This window comes from Enterobacter sp. N5-15 (genome assembly GCF_057221635.1).
This window is the reverse complement of the sequence record NZ_CM170150.1, coordinates 2,625,066-2,648,779: the sequence shown is the minus strand read 5'-3', so window position 1 is coordinate 2,648,779 and position 23,714 is coordinate 2,625,066. Positions and strand designations below refer to the sequence as shown.

Genomic DNA, 23,714 nt, shown 5'->3' with positions numbered 1-23,714 from the left:
TTCGTGGGACCGCTACCATGGAAAATGAAATGAAGACAAAAATTAAAGAGCTCATTAATCTTATTTACGGGGAAACATTTTCTGAAGCCCATCTTAATGCGATGCTGGAAAATATTGGAAAGGCCGCTTCAGTTATTACAGAAAAACGTAAGATGGCCTGGGATGAAAAAGATGTTGTTCTGATTACCTATGCCGATCAGTTTTCAGCTAAAGGGGAGAAGGCGCTGCCGGTTTTTACACGTTTTTATAACAAATGGCTTTCTCATTCTTTTTCTCATGTCCATCTCTTGCCTTTTTATCCGTGGTCTTCGGACGACGGATTTTCTGTTATTGATTATCATGAGGTTGCACCTGAAACGGGTGCGTGGCGAGATGTTGCTGAGTTAAAACAGTCAGCCAGCTTAATGTTTGATTTCGTCTGCAACCATATGTCCGCCAAAAGCAAATGGTTCGCTAATTATCTGAAGCAAACGCCTGGATATGACGATTTCTTTATTTCTGTCGATCCTGAAACAGACTTATCTGCGGTGACGCGTCCGCGTGCCTTACCGCTTCTTACGCCTTTCACGCTGCATGATGGCAGCGTGCGGCACCTGTGGACCACCTTCAGCGAGGACCAGGTTGACCTCAATTTCGCCTCTCCGCAGGTGCTGATCGCGATGGTGGACGTGCTGCTGCATTACCTGATTGAAGGGGCGCGGTACATTCGTCTGGATGCTGTGGGCTTCATGTGGAAAATACCCGGAACAAACTGCATCCACCTTGAGCAAACCCACCAGCTCATCCAGCTTTTCCGCGCTATTACCGAGGCTGTCGCCCCGGGGACGGTGATAATCACCGAGACGAACGTTCCGCATAAAGATAACGTTGCTTACTTCGGTGACGGTGAAAATGAAGCGCAGATGGTGTATCAGTTCTCATTGCCCCCGCTGGTACTGCATGCGGTGCATAGTCAGAACGTACGGACGCTGAGCCAGTGGGCGGCGTCGCTGACGCTGCCTTCCGCGAATACCACCTGGTTTAACTTCCTGGCCTCGCATGACGGGATTGGTCTTAATCCGCTACGCGGCATTTTACCTGAGTCGGAAATCCTCTCGCTTGTGGAGAAACTCCAGGCTGAAGGGGCGTTAGTTAACTGGAAAAATAACCCGGATGGGACACGCAGTCCTTATGAAATTAATGTGACCTATCTGGATGCATTAAGTACGCGTGACAGTCTTGATAGCCATCGGATTGCCCGGTTTATTCTGGCGCATGCCGTCCTCTTAAGCTTCCCCGGCGTGCCCGCGGTTTATATCCAGAGTATTCTCGGCTCGCGTAATGATTATGCAGGTGTTGAACGCCTGGGATACAACCGCGCGATAAATCGTGAGAAATACGCTGCGGGACAAATTGATAGCGTGCTTGAAGATAAAAATAACCTGCGTTCTCAGGTCTATTTCTCGTTAAGCCAGTTAATCGCGCTGCGTCGGGCGGAAAAAGCATTCCATCCTGACAGTGAGGCTTATTTTAGTGCGTCAGGTGAACATGTTTTAAAAATCGTTCGCGTGGCGAGTTGTGGCGAGAAAATAACGGCGCTGTTTAATTTCAGTGATGGCATTCAAACGGTGGAATCGGATATTCAATCCGGAACGGAGTTGATTGCCGGAAAAGATATTACAGATAAAACGCTGACCCTACATCCATGGCAGGTGTTGTGGATTAAAGAAAACTAAAAAGGACCTTAAAAATGAAAATGCCCAAAATTGTGCTGATATCAGCACTGGTTTCGTGCGCCCTGTTATCGGGCTGTAAGGATGACAAAAAGTCTGCTGTCACCATCGAGTTTATGCACTCATCGGTCGAACAGGAGCGCCAGGCGGTTATCACGAAGCTGATCGAAAAGTTCGAGAAAGAGAACCCCGGCATCACGGTGAAACAGGTGCCGGTAGAAGAGGATGCCTATAACACCAAGGTCATTACGCTCGCCAGAACGGGCGCGCTGCCCGAGGTGATTGAAGTCAGCCATGACTACGCGAAAGTCATGGACAAAGAACAGCTGCTGGATCGCAAGGCTATCGGTGAAGCCATTAAAGCGGTAGGTGAAGACACCTTCTATGACGGCATTTTGCGTGTTGTTCGTACAGAGGACGGTTCTGCCTGGACGGGTGTGCCAGTCAGTGCCTGGCTTTCCGGCGTCTGGTATCACAAAGATGTGCTTGCTGCGGCGGGTATCCAGGAGCCCCATAACTGGGAACAGCTGCTGAAAGCTAGCCAGAGCCTTAACGACCCGGCCAAAAAACGTTACGGCATTGCGCTGCCCACCGCGGAAAGCGTGATGACAGAGCAGGCATTCTCCCAGTTTGCGCTTTCCGGCGGCGCGAACGTTTTTGATGTCAAAGGGAACGTCGACATCGAAACCCCTGAAATGGCAAAGGCCCTGGCGTTTTATAAATCCCTGGCCGCGACCACCATGCCGGGTTCAAACGACGTCATGGAGATCAAAGATGCCTTCATGAACGGGTCTGCGCCGATGGCGGTTTACTCCACCTACATCCTGCCGGCGGTATTCCATGACGGAAACCCTGCCAACCTGGGCTTCGTCGTCCCAACAGAAACCTCTTCTGCTGTTTACGGCATGGTCACGTCGCTGACGATTACCACCGGTCAAACCGAAGAGGAAACTCAGGCGGCTGAAAAGTTTGTCACCTGGATGGAGCAGGCTCAAAACGCAACCGACTGGGTCATGATGTCGCCGGGCGCGGCACTGCCGGTGAACAAGCTGGTGGTGGGCACCGATACCTGGAAAAACAACGATGTGATTAAAGCGTTTGGGCAGTTGCCTTACGAACTGATTGCGCAGTTCCCGAACGTGCAGGTCTTTGGCGCCGTGGGCGACAAAAACTTCACGCGCATGGGCGATGTAACCGGGTCCGGCATCATCAGTTCCATGGTGCACAACGTCACGGTAGGGAAACACGATCTCAGCAACACGCTTAGTGACAGCCAGAAGCGACTGACTGATCTGATTTCACAACGATAGGAGCGCTCTGCGGAAGGAAATTATGAAGACGTTGTTTTCTGGTCGTTCAGATATGCCTTTCGCCATGCTGCTGTTGGCCCCCAGCCTGATTTTGCTGGGGGGCCTGGTGGCCTGGCCAATGATTTCCAATATTGAAATCAGTTTCTTACGTCTGCCGCTTAACCCGCGTATTGATGCGGTATTCGTCGGGCTCGATAACTACATCCGCATTCTCGGTGATGCTGCTTTCTGGCACTCCCTGTGGATGACGTTCTGGTACACCGCGCTGGTCGTGCTCGGCAGTACCGGGCTGGGGCTTGCCGTCGCCATCTTCTTTAACCGGGAGTTTCGTCTGCGGAAAACGGCGCGTTCGCTGGTGATCTTATCCTACGTAACGCCGTCCATTTCGCTGGTGTTTGCCTGGAAATACATGTTCAACAACGGCTACGGCATTGTGAACTACCTCGGCGTTGACCTGCTGCATCTGTATGACCAGGCGCCCCTGTGGTTCGACAATCCTGGCAGCAGCTTTGTACTGGTGGTGCTGTTCGCCATCTGGCGTTACTTCCCGTACGCGTTCATTTCGTTCCTAGCGATTTTGCAGACCATTGATAAGTCGCTGTATGAAGCGGCGGAAATGGACGGCGCGAATGCCTGGCAGCGTTTTCGAATCGTTACGCTGCCCGCGATTATGCCGGTGCTGGCAACGGTGGTGACGCTCCGCACTATCTGGATGTTCTACATGTTTGCGGATGTCTACCTGTTGACTACCAAGGTCGATATTTTGGGCGTCTACCTCTACAAAACGGCATTCGCTTTCAATGATTTGGGTAAAGCTGCGGCAATTTCCGTCGTGCTGTTCGTGATCATCTTCGCGGTGATTCTGCTGACCAGAAAAAGGGTAAACCTCAATGGCAACAAATAAACGCGTACTGAGCCGCATTGGTTTTTATTTGGGGCTGGCGGTATTTCTGGTCATCACGCTGTTCCCGTTCTTCGTGATGCTAATGACGTCGTTTAAGAGCGCGAAAGAGGCGATATCGCTTAACCCGACAATATTGCCGCAGGCGTGGACGCTTCAGCATTATGTCGACATCTTTAACCCGCTGATCTTCCCGTTTGTGGATTACTTCCGCAACAGCATGGTCGTGTCGCTGACCTCCTCGGTAATTGCCGTATTCCTCGGCACGCTGGGGGCTTACGCCCTGTCCAAACTGCGTTTTAAGGGCCGCACGACGATCAATGCGAGTTTTTACACCGTCTACATGTTCTCCGGGATATTGCTGGTAGTGCCGCTGTTCAAAATCATCACCGCCCTTGGGATCTACGACACCGAGCTGGCGCTGATTATCACCATGGTGACCCAAACGTTACCGACTGCGGTGTTCATGCTGCGCAGCTATTTCGACACCATCCCGGACGAAATCGAAGAAGCCGCGATGATGGACGGCCTGAACCGCCTGCAAATCATCTTTCGCATCACCGTGCCGCTGGCGATTTCCGGGCTCGTATCGGTGTTTGTCTACTGCTTCATGGTGGCGTGGAACGACTACCTGTTTGCGTCCATTTTCCTGTCCAGCGCCAGCAATTTCACCTTGCCGGTCGGGCTGAACACGCTCTTTAGCACGCCAGATTATATCTGGGGTCGCATGATGGCGGCATCGCTGGTGACGGCGCTTCCGGTGGTCATTATGTACGCCCTGTCTGAACGTTTTATTAAAAGTGGTTTGACCGCCGGTGGCGTGAAGGGCTGAGGCGGCCAATTTTAACAAGGAGTCAGTCATGAAAAAATTAGTTGCGACAGCGCCACGCGTGGCGGCGCTGGTGGAATATGAAGATCGTGCTGTGGAAGCACATGAAGTGAAAATTCGCGCCCGCTTTGGCGCGCCGAAACACGGTACCGAAGTGGTGGATTTCCGCGCCGCCAGTCCGTTTATTGACGAAGAGTTCAACGCGGAGTGGCAGATGTTTACCCCTCGTGAAGAGGGGGCGGCTCGCGGGATCGAATTCGGTAAGTTCCAGCTGGGCAACATGATTGTTGGCGACATCATCGAATGCGGTGATGACGTCACTGAATACCAGATCGGCGACAGCGTCTGCTGCTACGCACCGCTGCAGGAGACGGTGATCGTTAACGCGGTTAACAACTACAAGCTGCGCAAAATGCCGCAGGGTGCCTCCTGGAAAAACGCCGTTTGCTACGATCCGGCGCAGTTCGCCATGAGCGGCGTGCGTGATGCCAACGTCCGCGTGGGCGACTTTGTGGTCGTAGTCGGTCTGGGGGCCATCGGGCAAATTGCGATTCAGCTGGCGAAAAAAGCCGGGGCGTCCGTTGTAATCGGCGTCGATCCTATCGAACACCGCTGCGAGATCGCGCGCCGTCATGGCGCGGACCACTGTCTGAACCCAATCGGCACCGATGTCGGTCTGGAAATCAAAAAGCTGACCGGCAAGCAGGGCGCGGACGTGATCATCGAAACCAGCGGCTTTGCAGATGCGCTGCAGTCCGCGCTGCGCGGACTGGCCTACGGCGGCACCATCTCCTACGTAGCCTTCGCAAAACCGTTCGCGGAAGGCTTTAACCTTGGCCGCGAAGCACATTTCAACAACGCGAAGATTGTCTTCTCCCGCGCCTGCAGCGAACCCAACCCGGACTACCCGCGCTGGAGCCGCAAGCGTATTGAAGAGACCTGCTGGGAACTGCTGATGAACGGCTATCTGAATTGTGACGATCTGATCGACCCGGTCGTGACCTTCGCCACCACCCCGGAAAGCTACATGACGTATGTCGATCAGCACCCGGAACTCAGTATCAAAATGGGCGTCACTTTTTAAGCTAAGGACAGCAAATCATGAAGATCGCAACACAAAACCAGGCCTTTTTCCCAACCAACATCATGGAAAAATTCGAGTACATCAAAGAGATGGGCTTTGATGGTTACGAAATTGACGGCCGCCTGCTGGTGGAAAACCTCGACGACGTAAAAGCCGCTATTAAAGCCACCGGTCTGCCGGTGACGACAGCCTGCGGTGGATACGATGGCTGGATCGGTGATTTCATCGAAGAGCGTCGTCTGAACGGATTAAAGCAGATTGAACGCATTCTGGAAGCGCTGGCTGAAGTGGGCGGCAAGGGCATTATCGTGCCTGCCGCGTGGGGGATGTTTACCTTCCGTCTGCCGCCAATGACCTCTCCACGCAGCCTGGACGGTGACCGCAAAGCGGTGAGCGCCTCCCTGCGCTGGCTGGATGAGGTGGCGGCGCGCACCGGAACAACCGTCTACCTGGAGCCGCTAAACCGCTACCAGGATCATATGATCAACACCCTGGCTGACGCGCGTCGCTATATCGAAGAGAACGGCCTGAAGCACGTGCAGATCATCGGCGATTTCTATCATATGAACATCGAAGAAGACTCGCTGACGGACGCGCTGCATCAGAACCGCGATCTGCTGGGCCATGTGCACATTGCAGATAACCACCGCTATCAGCCGGGAAGCGGCAGCCTCGATTTTGCCAGCCTGTTCGACCAGCTGCGTGCCGATAACTATCAGGGATACGTGGTGTATGAATGCCGTGTTCGCGCCGAGGATCCGGCTCAGGCATACCGAGACTCACTCACTTATCTGCGTGAGTGCTAAGGATGACGAGCGTGATGAGTGCTTCTACACCTTCGCCTCTGCGCGTTGCCATCATTGGCGCCGGGCAGGTCGCGGATAAAGTGCATGCCTCGTATTACGCTACGCGCAGTGATGTTCAGATGGTGGCTGTCATGGACAGCCATCCTGAACAGGCTCGGGCGTTTGCGGAACGTCATGGTATTTCCTCGGCATGGCAGGATGCGCGAGAGATGCTCGAGGCGGTTAAGCCGGATGCGGTGAGCGTCTGTTCGCCTAACCGGTTCCATTTCGAGCACGTCATGGCCGCGCTGGAAGCGGGCTGCCACGTGATGTGTGAAAAACCACCGGCTATGACGCCGCAGGAGGCCGATCGGATGCGCATGGCCGCGCGCAAGGCGGGAAAAGTGCTGGCGTATGATTTTCACCATCGTTTTGCGCTCGATACGCACCTGCTGCGTGAGGCTGTGACGAAGGGGGCGCTGGGAGAAATTTATTACACCACGGCGCAGGCGCTACGGCGCTGCGGGGTTCCAGGCTGGGGCGTCTTTACCAATAAAACGCTACAGGGCGGTGGGCCTCTGATTGATATCGGCATCCATATGCTAGACGCCGCAATGTATGTTCTGGGTTTCCCGGCGGTAAAACGGGTGACCGCACACAGCTTCCAGAAGCTGGGAAACCGTAAAAGCAGCGGCCAGTTTGGCGAGTGGGATCCCACGCAGTTTACCGTGGAAGATGCCCTGTTTGGCACCATTGAGTTCTGCAACGGCGGCATTCTGCGTCTGGACACGTCGTTTGCGCTCAACATCCGCGAGCAGTCGATCATGAACGTCGCATTCTGCGGTGAGAAGGCGGGGGCAACGCTGTTCCCGGCGCACATCTACAGCGACGAAGCCGGTGATTTAGTCACCCTCACGCAGCGTGAAGAGGCTGACGACCAGCGTCATATGCGCAGTATGGATGCCTTCGTACGCCATGTGTTGGGAGAGCCCGTGATGATCGCTGATGCGGAGCAGGGGCTGGTTATCCAGCAGCTTGTCGCCGCGCTGTATGAATCAGCAGAAACAGGGGAAAGCGTGACGTTATGCTAAACGTGTCTGTATTAACCGACCCGGGCTTTTGTCCACACAGCCTGAATAAATACGCCTCCATCATGGCCTGTGGTAATGGCTACATGGGGATCCGGGCTGCGCACGAAGAAGATTACACCCAGCAAACCCGAGGCATGTATCTTGCGGGTCTCTATCATCAGGCGGGTCGTAACGAAACCACTGAGCTGATCAATCTGCCGGATATCTCCAGTATTGATGTTGAGCTGGATGGCGTCAATTTCACGCTCCTGTCAGGCGAAATTCTTGAGTGGCAGCGCGAGCTGGCATTTGCCAATGGCGAACTTCGTCGCAGCGTCGTCTGGCGCTCGCCTGACGGGAAACGCTATCGTCTGGAAAGTCGTCGTTTTGTGTCGCTGGACCAGTTGCCCTTAGTGGCCATGCAGCTTTCGATTACACCGCTTGATGCCGCCGCGCAGGCCGTGCTGAAAACCGGCATTGATGCAACGCAAACGAACAGCGGCAGACAGCATCTGGATGAAATGTCGGTCAGAGTGTTCGACCAGCAATACATGCAGGGTGTATATGAAACGCAGGACCGTGCGTCAGAAGTTGTTGTTTCGGCGTTTTGTCAGCTCTCAGCGAAGAGCGACAGCTGTTTCACCGCCAAAAATCGTCGTCTCAGCGTTCATCATTCGCTGACGATTGCGATGGGTGACACTGTCACGCTCGAGAAAATCGTCTGGCTGACGCATCGCAGTGATAAAGCGCTGTCGCAGGCCTCTTTCGCCCGCAACGCGCTGGCCGATCTTAAGGTCTGTGCGGCAAGAGGCTACGACGCGTTGCTTGAGAGCTCATCGTATGCCTGGGAAGAGGTATGGCGTGACGCTCGGGTGGAAGTGGACTCTACGGAGTATCAGGATCAGATGGCGCTGGATTACGCCGTCTGGCACTTGACGACCATGACGCCTGCCCATGATGAGCGAAGCAGTATCGCCGCCAAAGGGCTGACGGGCGAGGGGTATAAAGGCCACGTCTTCTGGGATACCGAAATTTTCCTGCTGCCTTTCCATCTGTTCACCCGCCCGAAGATAGCTCGCAGCCTGCTTCGCTATCGCTGGCTTAATCTCTCAGGCGCACGGGAAAAAGCCCGTCGCAACGGCTGGCCCGGCGCGTTGTTCCCATGGGAAAGCGCCGCCAGCGGCCTGGAAGAGACGCCGGAGTTCGCGGCTATTAACATCCGAACCGGCACGCGCCAGAAGGTAGCCTCCGCGCTGGCGGAACACCACATCGTGGCGGACATTGCCTGGGCCGTCGTCGCTTACTGGCAGGCGACACACGATGATGCCTTTATGCGAAGTGAAGGCCTGACGCTGCTGATGGAAACCGCTGCGTTCTGGATGGGCCGCGCTACGGAAATCAATGGTCGTCTCGAAATCCATGACGTCATCGGACCGGACGAATACACCGAGCATGTGAACAACAACGCGTATACCAACTATCTTGCCTGGCACAACGTCGCCTGCGCTCGACGGTTTATGGCGATGTTTGGGCGCGAGGATGACGGTTTTACGCAGAATGCCACACGGTTCCTGACGCGCTTATGGCTACCGGAGGCCGATGCAGACGGTGTGATCCCCCAGGATGATACCTTCATGGCAAAACCTGCCATCGATCTGAGCCGCTACAAAGCCAAAGCGGGTAAGCAGACCATTCTGCTCGATTATTCCCGCGCGGAAGTTAACGAGATGCAAATCCTTAAGCAGGCCGATGTGGTGATGCTTAATTATCTACTGCCGGAGCGGTTTACCCCGCAGCAGTGTGCCACCAATCTGGCGTTCTACGAGCCCCGCACGATCCATGATTCGTCGCTGAGCAAGGCCATTCACGGCATTGTGACCGCCCGCTGCGGTGAGACCGAAGGTGCCTACGCCTTCTGGCGTGATGGCGTCGCCATTGACCTTGGGGACGACCCGCACAGCTGCGATGACGGGATTCACGCTGCTGCGACCGGCGCTATCTGGTCCGGCGTCATTCAGGGCTTTGCCGGTATGCAGATAGTGGAAGGAGAACTGCACCTTGCGCCCCGGTTGCCGGCCCACTGGCGAAGACTTGCTTTCCCCCTGCGCTGGCGGAACGCAACGCTGCACTTTACGTATGAAAACGAGGTTTTAACCATTGAAGCTTCGGCACCGGCCACGCTGACGCTGTGGGGCAAAACGCTTCACGTGTCGGGGCATAAAGTTTGCGCCTATAAGGACTTTCTTGCATCTGTAAATGGGACCGCTACCACGGAGGTGCGCCATGACGCTTAAGGCTGTTGTATTCGATCTGGACGGTGTGATCACCGATACCGCACACCTCCACTTTTTGGCCTGGCGTGCAGTAGCGGAGGAGATCGGCATTACCTTCGATGAAGTCTTTAACGAACAGCTGAAGGGGATAAGCCGCATGGATTCCCTTCAGCGCATCCTGAAGCATGGCGGGAAAGAGGGGACGTTTAGCGATGAGCAGTGCCTCGCGCTGGCGACGAAGAAAAACGCGCTCTATGTCCAGTCTCTGGCGTCACTGACGGAAGATTCTCTGCTTCCCGGTATTCGCGACGTGCTGGCGGATATCCGTGCGGCGAACGTCAAAATTGGACTCGCCTCCGTTTCACTGAATGCCCCTGGCATATTGCGTGCCCTTGGCATTCAGCACGCGTTTGATTTTTGCGCTGATGCTTCCCTCATTGTCTGTTCGAAGCCGGACCCGGAGATCTTCCTCGCCGCCTGTGCTGGCCTGAATGTGCGTCCTGAAGAGGCCATGGGTATCGAAGATGCACCTGCAGGCGTTGAGGCGATCAACGCGGCGGGAATGCTGTCGGTTGGGATTGGATCTGGCCTGAACCATGCGGGATTACAACTTCATTCAACGCGGGAACTGACCTGGAAATGCCTGACCGAGTTTTGGGCATCCCGGACGTATTGATAAGGAATTAACAATGGCTCAACTGTCTCTGAAACACATTCAGAAAATCTATGATAACCAGGTCCACGTGGTTAAGGATTTCAATCTCGAAATCGAAGACAAGGAGTTCATCGTCTTCGTCGGGCCTTCGGGCTGCGGTAAATCCACGACGCTGCGTATGATTGCCGGTCTGGAGGAGATCAGCGCGGGGGAACTGGTCATTGACGGGGTGTGCATGAATGACGTTCCCGCCAAGTCTCGCGATATTGCGATGGTGTTCCAGAACTATGCGCTTTATCCGCATATGACGGTCTACGACAACATGGCGTTTGGCCTGAAGATGCAAAAAATTGCGCCTGCGGTTATCGAAGAACGCGTTAACTGGGCGGCTCAGATCCTCGGATTACGCGAGTACCTCAAGCGTAAGCCGGGCGCGCTGTCCGGTGGCCAGCGTCAGCGCGTGGCGTTAGGCAGGGCGATCGTGCGCGAGGCGGGCGTGTTCCTGATGGATGAACCGCTCTCCAACCTCGATGCCAAGCTTCGCGTGCAGATGCGGGCTGAAATCAGCAAGCTGCACCAGAAGCTCAACACCACCATGATTTACGTGACCCACGATCAGACGGAAGCCATGACGATGGCGACCCGCATCGTTATCTTAAAAGACGGCATTATTCAGCAGGTCGGTGCACCGAAGCAGGTGTACAACGAACCGGCAAACATGTTTGTCGCGGGGTTCATTGGATCGCCTGCCATGAACTTCATTCGCGGCGCTATCGACGACCGCTATTTCGTCACGGAAACGCTGCGTCTTGAGATCCCGGAAGACACGCTCGCTTCACTGAATGCCGCAGGGTATCAGCGCAAAGCCGTGGTCTTTGGGATCCGCCCGGAAGATATTCTCGCGCTGCAGAGCCGAGGTGAAAACATCGCGGCGAAAGTCAGCGTAGCCGAACTGACCGGCGCGGAGTTCATGCTCTACGCCACCGTTGGCGGCCATGAGCTGGTTGTTCGCGCTGGCGCCGCGAATGATTATGCCGCTGGGGATAATATCGACATCCAGTTCGATATGAATAAGTGCCATTTCTTCGACGCTGAAACCGAAGCGGCTATTAGATAAGAAAGGTGTTCGCCGGAAATGCAAATTTCCGGTTTTTTTGTTTGTTACTTATAAAGGGAATATTTAATGGGTACTCTACTAAGAAGTGCTGCGCTCGTTCTGTGCGCAGGGGTTAGCTGTGCACAAGCATCAGAAACAGCTAAACAGTGGGAATTTAATATTGGTGCAATGTATGAAATCGAAAACGTCGAGGGGCAGGGCGACGATAAAGATGGATTATATGAACCTTCCGTGTGGTTTAATGCAACCTGGGATGCGTGGACTATTTCATTGGCGATGTATCAGGAGGGGCCGGTTGATTACAGCAGCATGACCCGTGGAACCTATTTTGACCGTCCTGAATTTGAATTACGCTATCGTTTTATCGGAACCGATGATTTTACTTTCGGTCTGACCGGCGGTTTCCGAAATTATGGCTATCACTTTAAAGATGAACACGGTGCCAAAGACGGCAGCGCGAATATGCAGCGCTACAAAGTTCAGCCTGACTGGGATATTAAATTAACCGACGACTGGCGTTTTGGCGGCTGGTTTGCCATGTATCAGTTTGCTAACGATCTGGAAAAAACCGGCTATGCTGACAGCCGCGTTGAAACCGAAACGGGCTTTACCTGGACCATTAACGAAACCTTTGCGGCTAAAGTGAATTACTATTTAGAGCGCGGTTTCAATATGGACAGTTCCCGTAATAACGGCGAGTTTTCGACCCAGGAAATTCGTGCCTATCTGCCCATTTCGTTAGGCCAGACCACCCTGACGCCTTATACCCGCCTGGGGCTTGATCGCTGGTCGAACTGGGACTGGCAGGACGATCCTGAGCGTGAAGGACACGATTTCAACCGACTCGGTCTCCTCTACGCTTACGATTTCAACAATGGTGTATCCATGACGCTGGAATACGCCTATGAGTGGGAAAACCACGATGAAGGCGACAGCGACCGCTTCCACTATGCGGGGGTTGGCGTAAACTACGCGTTCTGACCGGGGGCACGCCAGGGGCACTACGCCCCTGGTTTTAGCGAAGGGATGCAGCCAACAAAAAGTGGGTATCAACCAGCACTTTTTGCGGGGCGGGCTGACCGGCAATACGCCTGAAAAGAAGATCGCAGCTCTCTTCCCCCAGCTTACGGGTGGGGATATCAAAGCCGCCAGGTGCGGGCGTTAAAATGAGAGACAGCATCGGGTCACTGTATCCGGCTATCACCACCTGCTCCGGGATCATCAGATTTAACTCATCCGCCGCGCGATAGAGGCTGAGCAACTTCATGCTGTCGGTAGCAAATACCGCATCAGGCGGCGTGGGTGACGACAACATTTCCAGAGCCGCCGCAAGCGCGCTCTCATGCGTATAACCGCCATCCCTGATCCAGTCCGGGTTAATGGCGATATGGTGCTTTTCCAGACTGGCTTTATAACCCGCCAGACGATCGATAGAAACATGATAATCAAGCGGCGCATGCAGGCAGGCAATTTTTCGGCGACCGTTTTTTATAAAGGTTTCGGTCAGCGTGGCGCTGTCATGGAAATTATCCGTGTCGACGGAATAAATATTCTGATACTCACCTTCAACTTTGCCGATAACCACTACCGGTACGCCATACGCATCCAGCGTGGTGAAAAAGGATTCATTTGCCGGTGAGCTCAGCATAATGATCCCTTTGATCATCTTCTGTTTTATTTTACTCACACATTTCAGCAGATCGTCTTCGCTGCTTTTTGAGGTCTGTAAAATAACGTCAAAACCTTCTTCTTCCGCTTTTGCCGTAATGGCATGAAGGACATCGGAGAAAAAAGGATTACCGGCGGTGGTTTTGGTTGAACGGGTAGAAATAACCATAATGGCATCGAAGCCTGAAGAGGTCAGGGCGCGGGCCAGTTTGTTGGGCTGATAATTTAATTCGTCAATCGCCTTCAGCACTTTTTCACGCGCTTCGGGAGAAATATTCGTTTGTTTATTCAGAACGCGGGAAACGGTTGATTTCGATACGCCCGCAACCCGTGCGATATCATAGATGGTGGGTGACATACACCTTACTCACTCCGGACTGACAGCAATGTCGTTCATCTTACTGGAGAGAAAACGGCAATAGCAATAAATAAGAATTGATAATCAACGATCTGCCCCCATTTATTGTATTCTGAAGCCATGCATTCAAGGCTTCCAGGCAACGAAGGACGGCGATGAAGCGACTTAAAAACGAAATCAATTCACTGGTGAACCGCGGCGTTGACCGTCATCTGCGTCTGGCCGTGACGGGGCTGAGCCGCAGCGGTAAGACGGCGTTTATCACCGCGATGGTAAACCAGCTCCTGAACCTGCACGCCGGGGCGCGTCTGCCGTTGCTTAGCGCGGTGCGGGAAGAGCGCCTGCTGGGCGTGAAGCGCGTACCACAGCGTGATTTTGGTATTCCACGCTTTACCTATGACGAAGGGCTGGCGCAGCTCTACGGCGATCCGCCCACGTGGCCGACGCCGACGCGAGGGGTCAGTGAAATTCGCCTCGCGCTGCGTTTTCGCTCGAATGAATCCCTGATGCGCCACTTCAAGGATACTTCCACGCTGTACCTGGAAATCGTCGATTACCCAGGCGAATGGCTGCTCGACTTGCCGATGCTGGCGCAGGATTACCTCAGCTGGTCCCGCCAGATGACGGGCTTGTTGCAGGGACAGCGCGCCGGGTGGTCGGCCAAATGGCGACAGCTGTGCGAAGGCTTAGACCCGCTTGCACCGGCAGATGAGAACCGTCTGGCCGCCATTGCCGAAGCCTGGACGGCGTATCTGCATCAGTGCAAGCAGGAAGGGTTGCACTTCATTCAGCCGGGGCGTTTCGTTCTGCCGGGTGATTTAGCGGGCGCCCCTGCGCTTCAGTTCTTCCCCTGGCCGGATGTGGATGGGGTGGGCGAGTCGAAGCTGGCGCAGGCCGACAGGCACACTAACGCCGGGATGCTGCGCGAGCGTTACAATTACTACTGTGAAAAAGTGGTCAAGGGATTTTATAAAAACCACTTTTTGCGATTTGACCGTCAGATTGTGCTGGTGGATTGTCTGCAGCCGCTCAACAGCGGGCCGCAGGCCTTCAACGATATGCGCCTTGCGCTGACGCAGCTGATGCAAAGTTTTCACTACGGCCAGCGGACGCTGTTTCGCCGTTTATTCTCTCCGGTGATCGACAAGCTGCTCTTTGCGGCCACGAAGGCCGATCACGTCACGGTCGACCAGCATGCCAATATGGTGTCGCTGCTGCAGCAGTTGGTGCAAGACGCCTGGCAAAACGCCGCCTTCGAAGGGATCGGCATGGATTGCCTTGGCCTCGCGTCCGTGCAGGCGACGCAAAGCGGGCTGATTGACCTTAACGGCGAGAAAATACCGGCATTACGCGGGAACCGGCTCAGCGACGGTGAACCGCTTACCGTGTATCCGGGCGAAGTGCCTGCGCGGCTGCCGGGTCAGGCCTTCTGGCAGAACCAGGGCTTCCAGTTTGAAGCCTTCCGCCCGCAGGCAATGAGCGTCGATCGGCCATTACCCCACATCCGTCTGGATGCGGCGCTGGAGTTTTTGATTGGAGATAAATTGCGATGACGGAACCGTTAAAACCGCGCATAGACTTTACCGGAACGCTTGAGCAGGACCCTCAGGAAGCGTTCAAAACCGCGCAGACGTTCAGCGGCACGCAGGCTGATAACTTTGCCCCGGCCCTGACTGAGGAGCCTGGCATCGAGGAAGGTCCGGCAGAGGCGGTTGTGGAAGCCGCTCTGCGTCCAAAACGCAGCCTGTGGCGCAGGATGGTCACCGCCGGTCTGGCGCTGTTTGGCGTAAGCGTGGTTGGGCAGGGCGTGCAGTGGACGATGAATGCCTGGCATACTCAGGACTGGGTCGCGCTGGGCGGATGTGCCGCGGGCGCGCTGATTGTGGGGGCGGGCATCGGATCGGTTGCCACCGAGTGGCGTCGGCTCTGGCGATTGCGCCAGCGCGCGCACGAGCGTGATGAAGCGCGGGATCTGCTCCACAGCCACGGCACCGGGAAAGGTCGCGCATTCTGTGAAAAGCTGGCCAGCCAGGCCGGAATCGATCAGTCGCATCCGGCGCTTCAGCGCTGGTATGCCGCTATCCATGAAACCCAGAATGACCGGGAAGTGGTGACGCTCTACTCCCATATGGTTCAGCCGGTGCTGGATGCCCAGGCGCGACGGGAGATCGGCCGCTCTGCGGCGGAATCCACCCTGATGATTGCCGTCAGCCCGCTGGCGCTGGTCGATATGGCCTTTATCGCCTGGCGCAACCTGCGCCTGATCAACCGTATTGCAAACCTTTACGGTATAGAGCTGGGTTATTACAGTCGACTCAGGCTGTTCAAACTGGTCCTGCTCAACATCGCGTTTGCCGGGGCGAGCGAGCTGGTGCGCGAAGTGGGCATGGACTGGATGTCGCAGGATCTGGCGGCGCGTCTTTCTGCTCGTGCCGCCCAGGGTATCGGCGCGGGATTATTGACGGCGCGGTTGGGGATTAAAGCAATGGAGGTCTGCCGTCCGCTGCCGTGGATTGATGGCGATAAACCCCGGCTGGGGGATTTCAGGCGTGAGCTGATCGGCCAGCTCAAAGAGACGCTCAATAAAAAACCTGCTCCGTGAGGTTTTGTTCACTTATCGTGCTGGCTGTCAATATTTGTTGACAGCCATCTTCCGGATCGCCGTGTTCTGACATATCATTTTACTGTTATTGGCTTAAAACGGTGAATTTCCCATGCGTCTTGAAGTCTTCTGTGAAGACCGTCTCGGTCTGACCCGCGAATTACTCGATCTTCTTGTTTTACGTAGCATTGATTTACGTGGCATTGAGATCGATCCTGTCGGGCGAATTTACCTCAATTTTGCCGAAATTGAATTTAATACCTTCAGCAGCCTGATGGCGGAAATCCGCCGTATCGCTGGCGTTACGGATGTACGCACCATTCCCTGGATGCCCTCTGAGCGTGAGCACCTGGCGCTGAGCGCGCTGCTGGAAGCCATGCCAGAGCCGTTCCTCTCCCTGGATTTGAAAAGCAAAGTTGAGCGCGTTAACCACGCGAGCTGCCAGCTTTTCGCGCAGAGCCAGGAAAAGCTCAGCAATCATAACGCCGCGCAGCTGATCCCCGGCTTTAACTTCCAGCGCTGGCTGGACAGCAATCCGCAGAACACGCTTAGCGAGCATGTGGTGATTAACGGGCAGAATTTCCTGATGGAGATCACGCCGGTCTATCTGAAAGGGGAAGGGAATACCCGCGTGTTGACCGGGGCGGTGATCATGCTGCGCTCGACGCTACGCATGGGCCGTCAGCTGCAGAACCTCTCCAGCCAGGACGTTGGCGCGTTCAGCCAGATTATTGCCGTCAGCCCGAAAATGCGCCACGTGGTTGATCAGGCGCGCAAGCTCGCAAGCCTGACCGCGCCGCTGCTGATTACCGGAGATACCGGCACCGGGAAAGACCTGCTGGCTCACGCCGTGCATCTGGCGAGCCCGCGTGCGGCTAAGCCTTATCTGGCACTTAACTGCGCCTCTATTCCGGAAGATGCCGTTGAGAGCGAGCTGTTTGGTCACGCGCCGGAAGGCAAGAAAGGGTTCTTCGAGCAGGCTAACGGCGGCTCCGTGCTGCTGGACGAGATCGGCGAAATGTCGCCTCGTATGCAGGCTAAGCTGCTGCGTTTCCTGAACGACGGAACGTTCCGCCGCGTCGGTGAGGATCACGAGGTGCATGTGGACGTACGCGTCATTTGCGCCACCCAGAAAAACCTGGTTGAGCTGGTGCAAAAGGGGATCTTCCGCGAAGATCTCTATTACCGCCTCAACGTCCTGACGCTGAATATTCCACCGCTGCGCGATTGTCCGCAGGACATCATGCCGCTAACGGAGCTGTTTGTCGCCCGCTTTGCCGACGAGCAAGGGGTGCCGCGTCCGAAGCTGTCTGCCGATCTCGGTACGGTGCTCATGCGCTACGGCTGGCCGGGCAACATTCGCCAGCTCAAAAACGCCGTTTATCGTGCGCTGACCCAGCTTGAAGGCTACGAACTGCGTCCGCAGGATATTCTGTTGCCCGATTACGACGCGGGGACGGTGTCTGTCGGCGAAGAGGCGATGGAAGGTTCGCTGGATGATATCACCAGCCGTTTTGAGCGCTCGGTGCTGACGCAGCTGTACCGCAGCTATCCCAGCACCCGCAAGCTGGCAAAACGGCTTGGCGTCTCCCACACCGCGATCGCGAACAAGCTGCGCGAATACGGTTTGAATCATAAGAAAGGCGACGAATAAAAAAAAGCCTCTGCAAAGAGGCTTTTTACGTTACGTTTATTCCTTCGCCATCGGCGTGTTAACGATTTCTGTTTTTGTCTCTCCCTGAATCGACGCAATCCTGCTTTCGACGTCTTTCACCTGCTGCGGGCTGTGCAGCAGGGTATAGGTCAGATCAAACTGCGCGCTGGCACCGGGCTGCAGCTGCTTAACCCGCTTCTGCTCGCGTTCAATCGTAACGGGGTAGGCGTAGCTGGTACCTGGCTCAATGCCCGTGACGTAGCCCTGCTTCAGCGTGTCGGTGTTCTTCCATAAGGTCAGCACGGGCAGCTGGCGGGTATCAAACTGGATTGACGCGCCTTTATCTCCGGCTTTATTGACCACCGCCGCGAGCGTTTCGTGGTTATTGTCCGCGAGCGGTTTAATGTTAAAGACCATCTCATCAAAGCCTTTTGTCGGCCCGGCATAGGTTTGCCAGTCGTTAACGCCCGCTTTAGCGTAGTCATTGAATGGGCTCACGCTCACCGCTGGCGCAAGGAAACGGGCGCCTTCTTCGAGGATCGGCGTGCCGAAGTTGCTGTGATAGATGATTTGGTAATCATGAGGGTAATCAGCATGGTTTGTCAGAACATCATGCAGGCTGAACTGGTTGGTTCCGGGAACGTAGCGCAGTTCGGTCATGGTTTGCAGATCCGCTTTTTTAAACGTGCTCTCTTTGATCAAACCGCGAACGCGGATCTCATGCGGGGCGGCATCCGCAATTTCAACCTCGACCTGCGAAACGGGGGTATTACCGGCCCTGCCGTGGAGGGTGTAAATTTGCCCGTCCGCGGTGACCGGGTGCCCGGTCCACTCATAGCCACAGCGCACCATCATCTCGTTGAAACCATCCAGCCAGCCAAGGCCGTTGCGGCTTTCAAGATTGATATATGCCGGATTAACGACCTCTTTAACGGGTGAATTCCAACCGAGTCGGGTGCCAAAGCCCTCTACATGCAGAAGGTTCATCCCACGGGTTGGGCTCAGGGTAATGGTCAGGCCATCTTTGCTGCTAATAATGATGACTTTGCTGCCTTCCTGTTTACCGCCGTGCAAGACTTTTTGCTCAATGCTGAACGTTTGGTCTTTAACTTTCAGCTCATCGCTGGAAATCTTCCAGTTTCCTTTCTCTACGCTGCTTTCAGCGCTAGTCAGCACCCAGGTCTTGGCCGCTGCATGGCCAGAAATCAGTACCGCAAGGAGCGTAAAAGCGAATTTAATCTTCATATATTATCCTTTTTGCTGAAACGATTATTTTCTTTCGTAAGCAAATCTAATGTTTAGACAAAAAGGGAAATGTGATGTGCTTCACTGGGGATGAAAATAGGGAGTTTTAACGATTATTATGCGTTATTGATCACGCTCATGTTACATATTGTCTAAGTTATTGCATGATTAATGTGACTTGCGCGTATTTGTGCTTTAACGATTCAGCTTTGACGCAATAAAAAACCCCGCCGCGGCGAGGTTGAGAATAAGTTGTATAGAATGCTAAGTACTTATTATGCTTTCAGCACGTCCAGCGCGGCAGTGTAGTCCGGCTCGGTGGTGATTTCGTTAACCAGTTCGCTGAAGACGACGGTGTCGTTTTCATCAAGAACCAGTACAGCACGTGCTGCCAGACCTTTCAGTGGACCTTCCGCGATGCTGACGCCGTATTTCTCGAGGAAATCTGCGCTGCGCAGGGTGGAGAGGGTAATCACGTTGCTCAGGCCTTCGGCACCGCAGAAACGGGACTGGGCAAACGGCAGGTCAGCGGAAATGCACAGCACAACGGTGTTGTCCATTTCAGTCGCCAGCTGGTTGAATTTACGCACGGATGCGGCACAAACGCCGGTATCAATGCTTGGGAAAATGTTCAGCACTTTGCGTTTACCCGCAAACTGAGCCAGTGTGACGTCAGACAGATCTTTAGCCACCAGAGTAAAAGCCTGCGCTTTGCTGCCAGCCTGCGGAATGGAACCTGCAACAGCAACCGGGTTGCCCTGGAAATGAACGAGTTGTGACATAGATATCTTCCTGTTTACATATAGTTAACGTCGTGGCTAGTGTATGCCATCAGCGGATAACACGGCAAACCAAATTTTTCGCCTTTCCGGGCCGCAAGGAGTCAGTGATGAGAAGCGTTAAGGTCTATGAAGAAGCCTGGCCATTGCATACCCCGTTTGTGATCTCCCGCGGCAGCCGAAGTGAAGCCAGCGTGGTCGTGGTTGAAATCGAAGAAGAGGGGGTGAAAGGCGTCGGGGAATGTACGCCTTACCCGCGCTACGGAGAAAGTCCATCGTCGGTGATGGCGCATATCATGACCCTGGTGCCTGACCTGCAAAAAGGGCTCACGCGCGAGGCGATACAGCAGCGTTTACCCGCCGGGGCAGCGCGTAACGCCGTCGACTGTGCGCTCTGGAGCCTTGAGGCCGCTAAGCAGCAACAATCGCTGACGACTCTGCTGGGCGTGGCGCTGCCGGAGTCCGTCGTGACGGCGCAAACGGTCGTGATTGGTGAGCCGGAGCAGATGGCCGCCAGCGCAAAAGCGCTCTATGACGCCGGGGCCACGCTGTTAAAGGTGAAGCTCGACGATCGCCTGATCAGCGAGCGGATGGTCGCCATTCGCTCGGCGGTGCCCTCGGCCACGCTGATTGTTGACGCCAACGAGTCGTGGCATCCCGAGGGGCTTGCCGCACGATGCCAGCTGCTGGCCGACCTGGGCGTGGCGATGCTGGAGCAGCCTCTGCCAGCGAAGGATGATGCGGCGCTGAAGAATTTTATCCATCCGCTGCCCGTCTGCGCGGACGAGAGTTGCCATACCCGCGAGAATTTGAGCGCGCTTAAGGGCAGCTATGAGATGGTCAATATCAAGCTCGACAAGACCGGCGGGCTGACAGAAGCGCTGGCCCTGGCGGCGGAAGCGCAGGCGCAGGGCTTTTCCCTGATGCTGGGATGCATGCTCTGCACATCCCGGGCGATCGGCGCGGCGCTGCCGCTGGTCAATCAGGTCCGTTTTGCCGATCTGGACGGCCCGACGTGGCTGGCGGTTGACGTTTCACCTGCGCTTAATTTTACCAGCGGCGTGCTTCATCTCTGAGGCTGCCAGCGAAGAAGCTCCATCATCGCTTTCAGGTAAATTTCGCTGGCTTCGTCGGAGGATATCGGCGGGAATTCAGCGGTGATGCAGGGCAGGCTTAAATCGGCGCACCAGCTTCCAAAGGACCCGGGGGTTTCATAACCCACGCTGGTGACGAGCGGCAGGGCGAAAGCCTGCGCCAGCCACGCGCCCAGTTCGGAGTGACGCGGATCTTCAATACAGGCCAGCGGATCGTGGAAGGAGACAACCCATGCGGGGTGGATCTTATGGATAAGCTGGCACAGCGCCTGCGTTTCAGGCTCGGAACCGGGCTTGTCGCCCGTCAGCAGCACCACGTCCCGCTCCTCGGCGGAGCTGTTCCAGCGATAAACCGTTTCTCCTGCGCGCCAGTTTGCCGCCGGGAAATTACGGTTCAGGTCGACCCCCCTCGCATTCGCCCGTAGTCCAAGCTGACAGCCATCCGGATTCACGGCAAGAATCACATGATGGCGTCGCAGTGAAGGCGTCAGCGTCCGCAGCGCGCACGAAAGCGTGACGATGGACGAGTTCTCATCTCCGTGCGTGCCGGCAATGACCAAACCGCTGCTGCGATCGGCATCGGGCGCCGGGAACCAGATTAGCGATGCGCCTAAAAATGAGCGGCCATATTGCTCAGCGCCCGGCGGAAAGGCGCCGCGCTCCGCTCGTGGTCGGGTGATTGCCATACGAAATCCTGATAAAGAAGTCTCTACTGGCAGTGTTGTGCAAAACTCGCTGTTAATCAAATAGTTTCCGTGAAGGCTGAGAATTGCCTCAAATCACTATTCCGGACGAAGGTATTTGCATTTCTCTGTTTCGAAACAAATAATTACGCATCTGCTTGTTACCTGAATTCATTAAAGGGGATCTTATGAAGCATCCTGTTTCGCGTCTCTGTGCTGCACTTTACCTGTGCGGACTCTCTACACTCTCGTACGCTGCTGATGTGCCACAGGGCACGGTACTGGCGCAAAAACAGGAGCTGGTCAGGCATATTAAAGACGAACCGGCTTCGCTCGATCCGGCAAAAGCGGTGGGATTACCCGAGATTCAGGTGATTCGCGATCTTTTCGAAGGGCTGGTAAATCAGAACGAGAAAGGGGAACTGACCCCGGGCGTGGCGACGCGCTGGCAGAGCAACGATAACCGTATCTGGACCTTCACCCTGCGTAACAACGCGAAATGGTCTGACGGTACGCCCGTCACCGCGCAGGATTTCGTCTACAGCTGGCAGCGTCTGGTTGACCCGAAAACCACGTCTCCGTTTGCCTGGTTTGCAGCGCTGGCGGGTATCAACAACGCTCAGGCCATTATCGATGGTAAAGCGGCGCCTGACACCCTGGGCGTGACGGCGGTGGATGCCAGGACATTACGCGTCCAGCTGGACAAACCGCTACCGTGGTTTAGCAACCTGACGGCAAACTTTGCCTTCTATCCGGTGCAAAAAGCGAACGTTGAAAGCGGCAAAGAGTGGACGCGTCCGGGCGCCCTGGTGGGCAATGGCGCATACGTCCTGAACGACCGCGTGGTGAATGAAAAACTGGTTGTCGTTCCGAATACCCACTACTGGGACAATGCGAAAACGGTCCTGAAAAAAGTGACTTTTATTCCAATTAATCAGGAATCATCCGCCACCAAGCGCTATCTGGCGGGGGATATTGATATCACCGAATCGTTCCCGAAAAATATGTATCAGAAGCTCCTGAAGGACATTCCGGGACAGGTGTATACGCCGCCTCAGCTCGGGACCTATTACTATGCGTTTAACACGCAGAAGGGCCCGACCGCCGATGCCCGGGTTCGTCTCGCGCTGAGCATGACTATCGATCGCCGCATTATGGCGGAAAAAGTACTGGGCACAGGCGAGAAGCCGGCCTGGCATTTCACGCCTGACGTGACGGCAGGTTTCACGCCGGAACCTTCACCGTTCGAGCAGATGTCCCAGCAGGAGCTGAATGCGCAGGCGAAAACCTTGCTTCAGGCCGCAGGCTACGGTCCTCAGCGTCCGCTGAAGTTGACCCTGCTGTACAACACCTCGGAAAACCACCAGAAAATCGCCATTGCGGTGGCGTCCATGTGGAAGAAAAATCTCGGTGTGGATGTCAAACTGCAAAACCAGGAGTGGAAAACCTATATCGACAGCCGTAATACCGGCAATTTTGATGTGATCCGCGCGTCATGGGTAGGTGATTACAACGAGCCCTCGACCTTCCTGTCCCTGCTGACCTCAACCCACAGCGGCAATATCTCGCGTTTCAATGAACCGGCCTACGATAAAATTATCAACCAGGCAACGCTGGAAACCACGGCGAAAGCGCGTAATACGGACTACAACATGGCGGAGAAAATCCTCATGGAGAAAGCGCCCATCGCGCCAATTTACCAATACACCAATGGTCGCCTGATTAAGCCCTGGGTGAAAGGTTATCCCATCAATAACCCGGAAGACGTGGCGTATAGCCGGACGATGTATATTGAGAAGCACTGATGTTTACGAGTCCACTTCTCTAAAATCCAGAACTGGCGCGGAGTTCAGCGCCAGTTGCCCCTTCTGATGCTCTCCCGCCACAACAAAAAG

20 protein-coding genes are annotated in these 23,714 nt (G+C 55.0%); 16 read left to right on the top strand and 4 right to left on the bottom strand.

The window, feature by feature from the left end:
* The first annotated feature begins 17 nt into the window (after positions 1-17).
* The 11 genes from AC2TE5_RS12590 (at position 18) to AC2TE5_RS12540 (ending at position 12,717) form a co-directional block, all read left to right on the top strand.
* Entirely contained in the window at positions 18-1,715 is a 1,698-nt protein-coding gene (locus AC2TE5_RS12590; RefSeq protein ID WP_484611748.1) for a sugar phosphorylase, read from the top strand.
* A 14-nt stretch (positions 1,716-1,729) separates the two neighbouring features.
* On the top strand, positions 1,730-3,022 hold the full coding sequence (locus tag AC2TE5_RS12585; protein ID WP_484611747.1) for an ABC transporter substrate-binding protein: 1,293 nt from the start codon (positions 1,730-1,732) through the stop codon (positions 3,020-3,022).
* 22 nt (positions 3,023-3,044) lie between these two features.
* Positions 3,045-3,926, top strand: coding sequence for a carbohydrate ABC transporter permease (locus tag AC2TE5_RS12580; RefSeq protein WP_028013373.1), 882 nt, complete (start codon positions 3,045-3,047; stop codon positions 3,924-3,926).
* Positions 3,913-4,755, top strand: coding sequence for a carbohydrate ABC transporter permease (locus AC2TE5_RS12575; RefSeq protein ID WP_194399381.1), 843 nt, complete (start codon positions 3,913-3,915; stop codon positions 4,753-4,755). The genes AC2TE5_RS12580 and AC2TE5_RS12575 overlap by 14 nt, the downstream gene beginning before the upstream one ends.
* Before the next feature lie 28 nt (positions 4,756-4,783).
* A complete protein-coding gene (gene ycjQ / locus AC2TE5_RS12570) occupies positions 4,784-5,836 on the top strand; it encodes a D-guloside 3-dehydrogenase (protein ID WP_484611746.1) in 1,053 nt (350 codons plus the stop codon).
* 17 nt (positions 5,837-5,853) lie between these two features.
* A complete protein-coding gene (ycjR, locus tag AC2TE5_RS12565) occupies positions 5,854-6,642 on the top strand; it encodes a 3-dehydro-D-guloside 4-epimerase (protein ID WP_484611745.1) in 789 nt (262 codons plus the stop codon).
* Between the two features lie 11 nt (positions 6,643-6,653).
* Entirely contained in the window at positions 6,654-7,712 is a 1,059-nt protein-coding gene (ycjS, locus tag AC2TE5_RS12560) for a D-glucoside 3-dehydrogenase (protein ID WP_484611744.1), read from the top strand.
* Complete coding sequence (locus AC2TE5_RS12555; protein WP_484611743.1) at positions 7,706-9,985, top strand: glycoside hydrolase family 65 protein; 2,280 nt, start codon at positions 7,706-7,708, stop codon at positions 9,983-9,985. The genes ycjS and AC2TE5_RS12555 overlap by 7 nt, the downstream gene beginning before the upstream one ends.
* On the top strand, positions 9,975-10,640 hold the full coding sequence (pgmB, locus tag AC2TE5_RS12550) for a beta-phosphoglucomutase (RefSeq protein WP_484611742.1): 666 nt from the start codon (positions 9,975-9,977) through the stop codon (positions 10,638-10,640). The genes AC2TE5_RS12555 and pgmB overlap by 11 nt, the downstream gene beginning before the upstream one ends.
* Before the next feature lie 13 nt (positions 10,641-10,653).
* Entirely contained in the window at positions 10,654-11,736 is a 1,083-nt protein-coding gene (locus tag AC2TE5_RS12545) for an ABC transporter ATP-binding protein (protein ID WP_484611741.1), read from the top strand.
* 66 nt (positions 11,737-11,802) lie between these two features.
* The gene (locus AC2TE5_RS12540) at positions 11,803-12,717 is read left to right on the top strand and encodes an OmpG family monomeric porin (protein WP_484611740.1); all 915 of its coding nucleotides are present in this window, start codon (positions 11,803-11,805) and stop codon (positions 12,715-12,717) included.
* Between the two features lie 34 nt (positions 12,718-12,751).
* Here the strand turns inward: AC2TE5_RS12540 and AC2TE5_RS12535 are convergent, their stop codons facing one another.
* Positions 12,752-13,762: a LacI family DNA-binding transcriptional regulator gene (locus AC2TE5_RS12535; protein WP_484611739.1), complete on the bottom strand. Its 1,011-nt coding sequence runs from the start codon at positions 13,760-13,762 to the stop codon at positions 12,752-12,754.
* Between the two features lie 155 nt (positions 13,763-13,917).
* On the opposite strand from AC2TE5_RS12535, the gene AC2TE5_RS12530 reads away from it, so the two are divergent.
* From AC2TE5_RS12530 to tyrR, 3 genes are all read left to right on the top strand, one after another.
* On the top strand, positions 13,918-15,315 hold the full coding sequence (locus AC2TE5_RS12530; protein ID WP_023312030.1) for a YcjX family GTP-binding protein: 1,398 nt from the start codon (positions 13,918-13,920) through the stop codon (positions 15,313-15,315).
* The gene (locus AC2TE5_RS12525) at positions 15,312-16,364 is read left to right on the top strand and encodes a TIGR01620 family protein (protein WP_484611738.1); all 1,053 of its coding nucleotides are present in this window, start codon (positions 15,312-15,314) and stop codon (positions 16,362-16,364) included. The genes AC2TE5_RS12530 and AC2TE5_RS12525 overlap by 4 nt, the downstream gene beginning before the upstream one ends.
* A 112-nt stretch (positions 16,365-16,476) precedes the next feature.
* Positions 16,477-18,018 (top strand): transcriptional regulator TyrR, encoded by a 1,542-nt coding sequence (gene tyrR, locus AC2TE5_RS12520; protein WP_023312028.1) that lies wholly within the window; start codon positions 16,477-16,479, stop codon positions 18,016-18,018.
* Between the two features lie 36 nt (positions 18,019-18,054).
* Here the strand turns inward: tyrR and AC2TE5_RS12515 are convergent, their stop codons facing one another.
* Complete coding sequence (locus AC2TE5_RS12515) at positions 18,055-19,263, bottom strand: aldose 1-epimerase family protein (RefSeq protein ID WP_252030136.1); 1,209 nt, start codon at positions 19,261-19,263, stop codon at positions 18,055-18,057.
* A gap of 275 nt (positions 19,264-19,538) precedes the next feature.
* On the bottom strand, positions 19,539-20,045 hold the full coding sequence (tpx, locus tag AC2TE5_RS12510; RefSeq protein ID WP_023335907.1) for a thiol peroxidase: 507 nt from the start codon (positions 20,043-20,045) through the stop codon (positions 19,539-19,541).
* Positions 20,046-20,152: 107 nt separating this feature from the next.
* On the opposite strand from tpx, the gene ycjG reads away from it, so the two are divergent.
* Positions 20,153-21,118, top strand: coding sequence for an L-Ala-D/L-Glu epimerase (gene ycjG / locus AC2TE5_RS12505; protein WP_213327714.1), 966 nt, complete (start codon positions 20,153-20,155; stop codon positions 21,116-21,118).
* Here the strand turns inward: ycjG and mpaA are convergent.
* The gene (gene mpaA, locus AC2TE5_RS12500) at positions 21,109-21,822 is read right to left on the bottom strand and encodes a murein tripeptide amidase MpaA (protein ID WP_484611737.1); all 714 of its coding nucleotides are present in this window, start codon (positions 21,820-21,822) and stop codon (positions 21,109-21,111) included. The two genes, ycjG and mpaA, sit on opposite strands and share 10 nt — an antisense overlap.
* A gap of 185 nt (positions 21,823-22,007) precedes the next feature.
* Here mpaA and AC2TE5_RS12495 point away from each other — a divergent pair, with 185 nt between their 5' ends.
* Positions 22,008-23,624, top strand: a complete 1,617-nt coding sequence (locus AC2TE5_RS12495) for an ABC transporter substrate-binding protein (protein ID WP_213820878.1) — start codon at positions 22,008-22,010, stop codon at positions 23,622-23,624.
* The last annotated feature ends 90 nt before the right edge of the window (positions 23,625-23,714 follow it).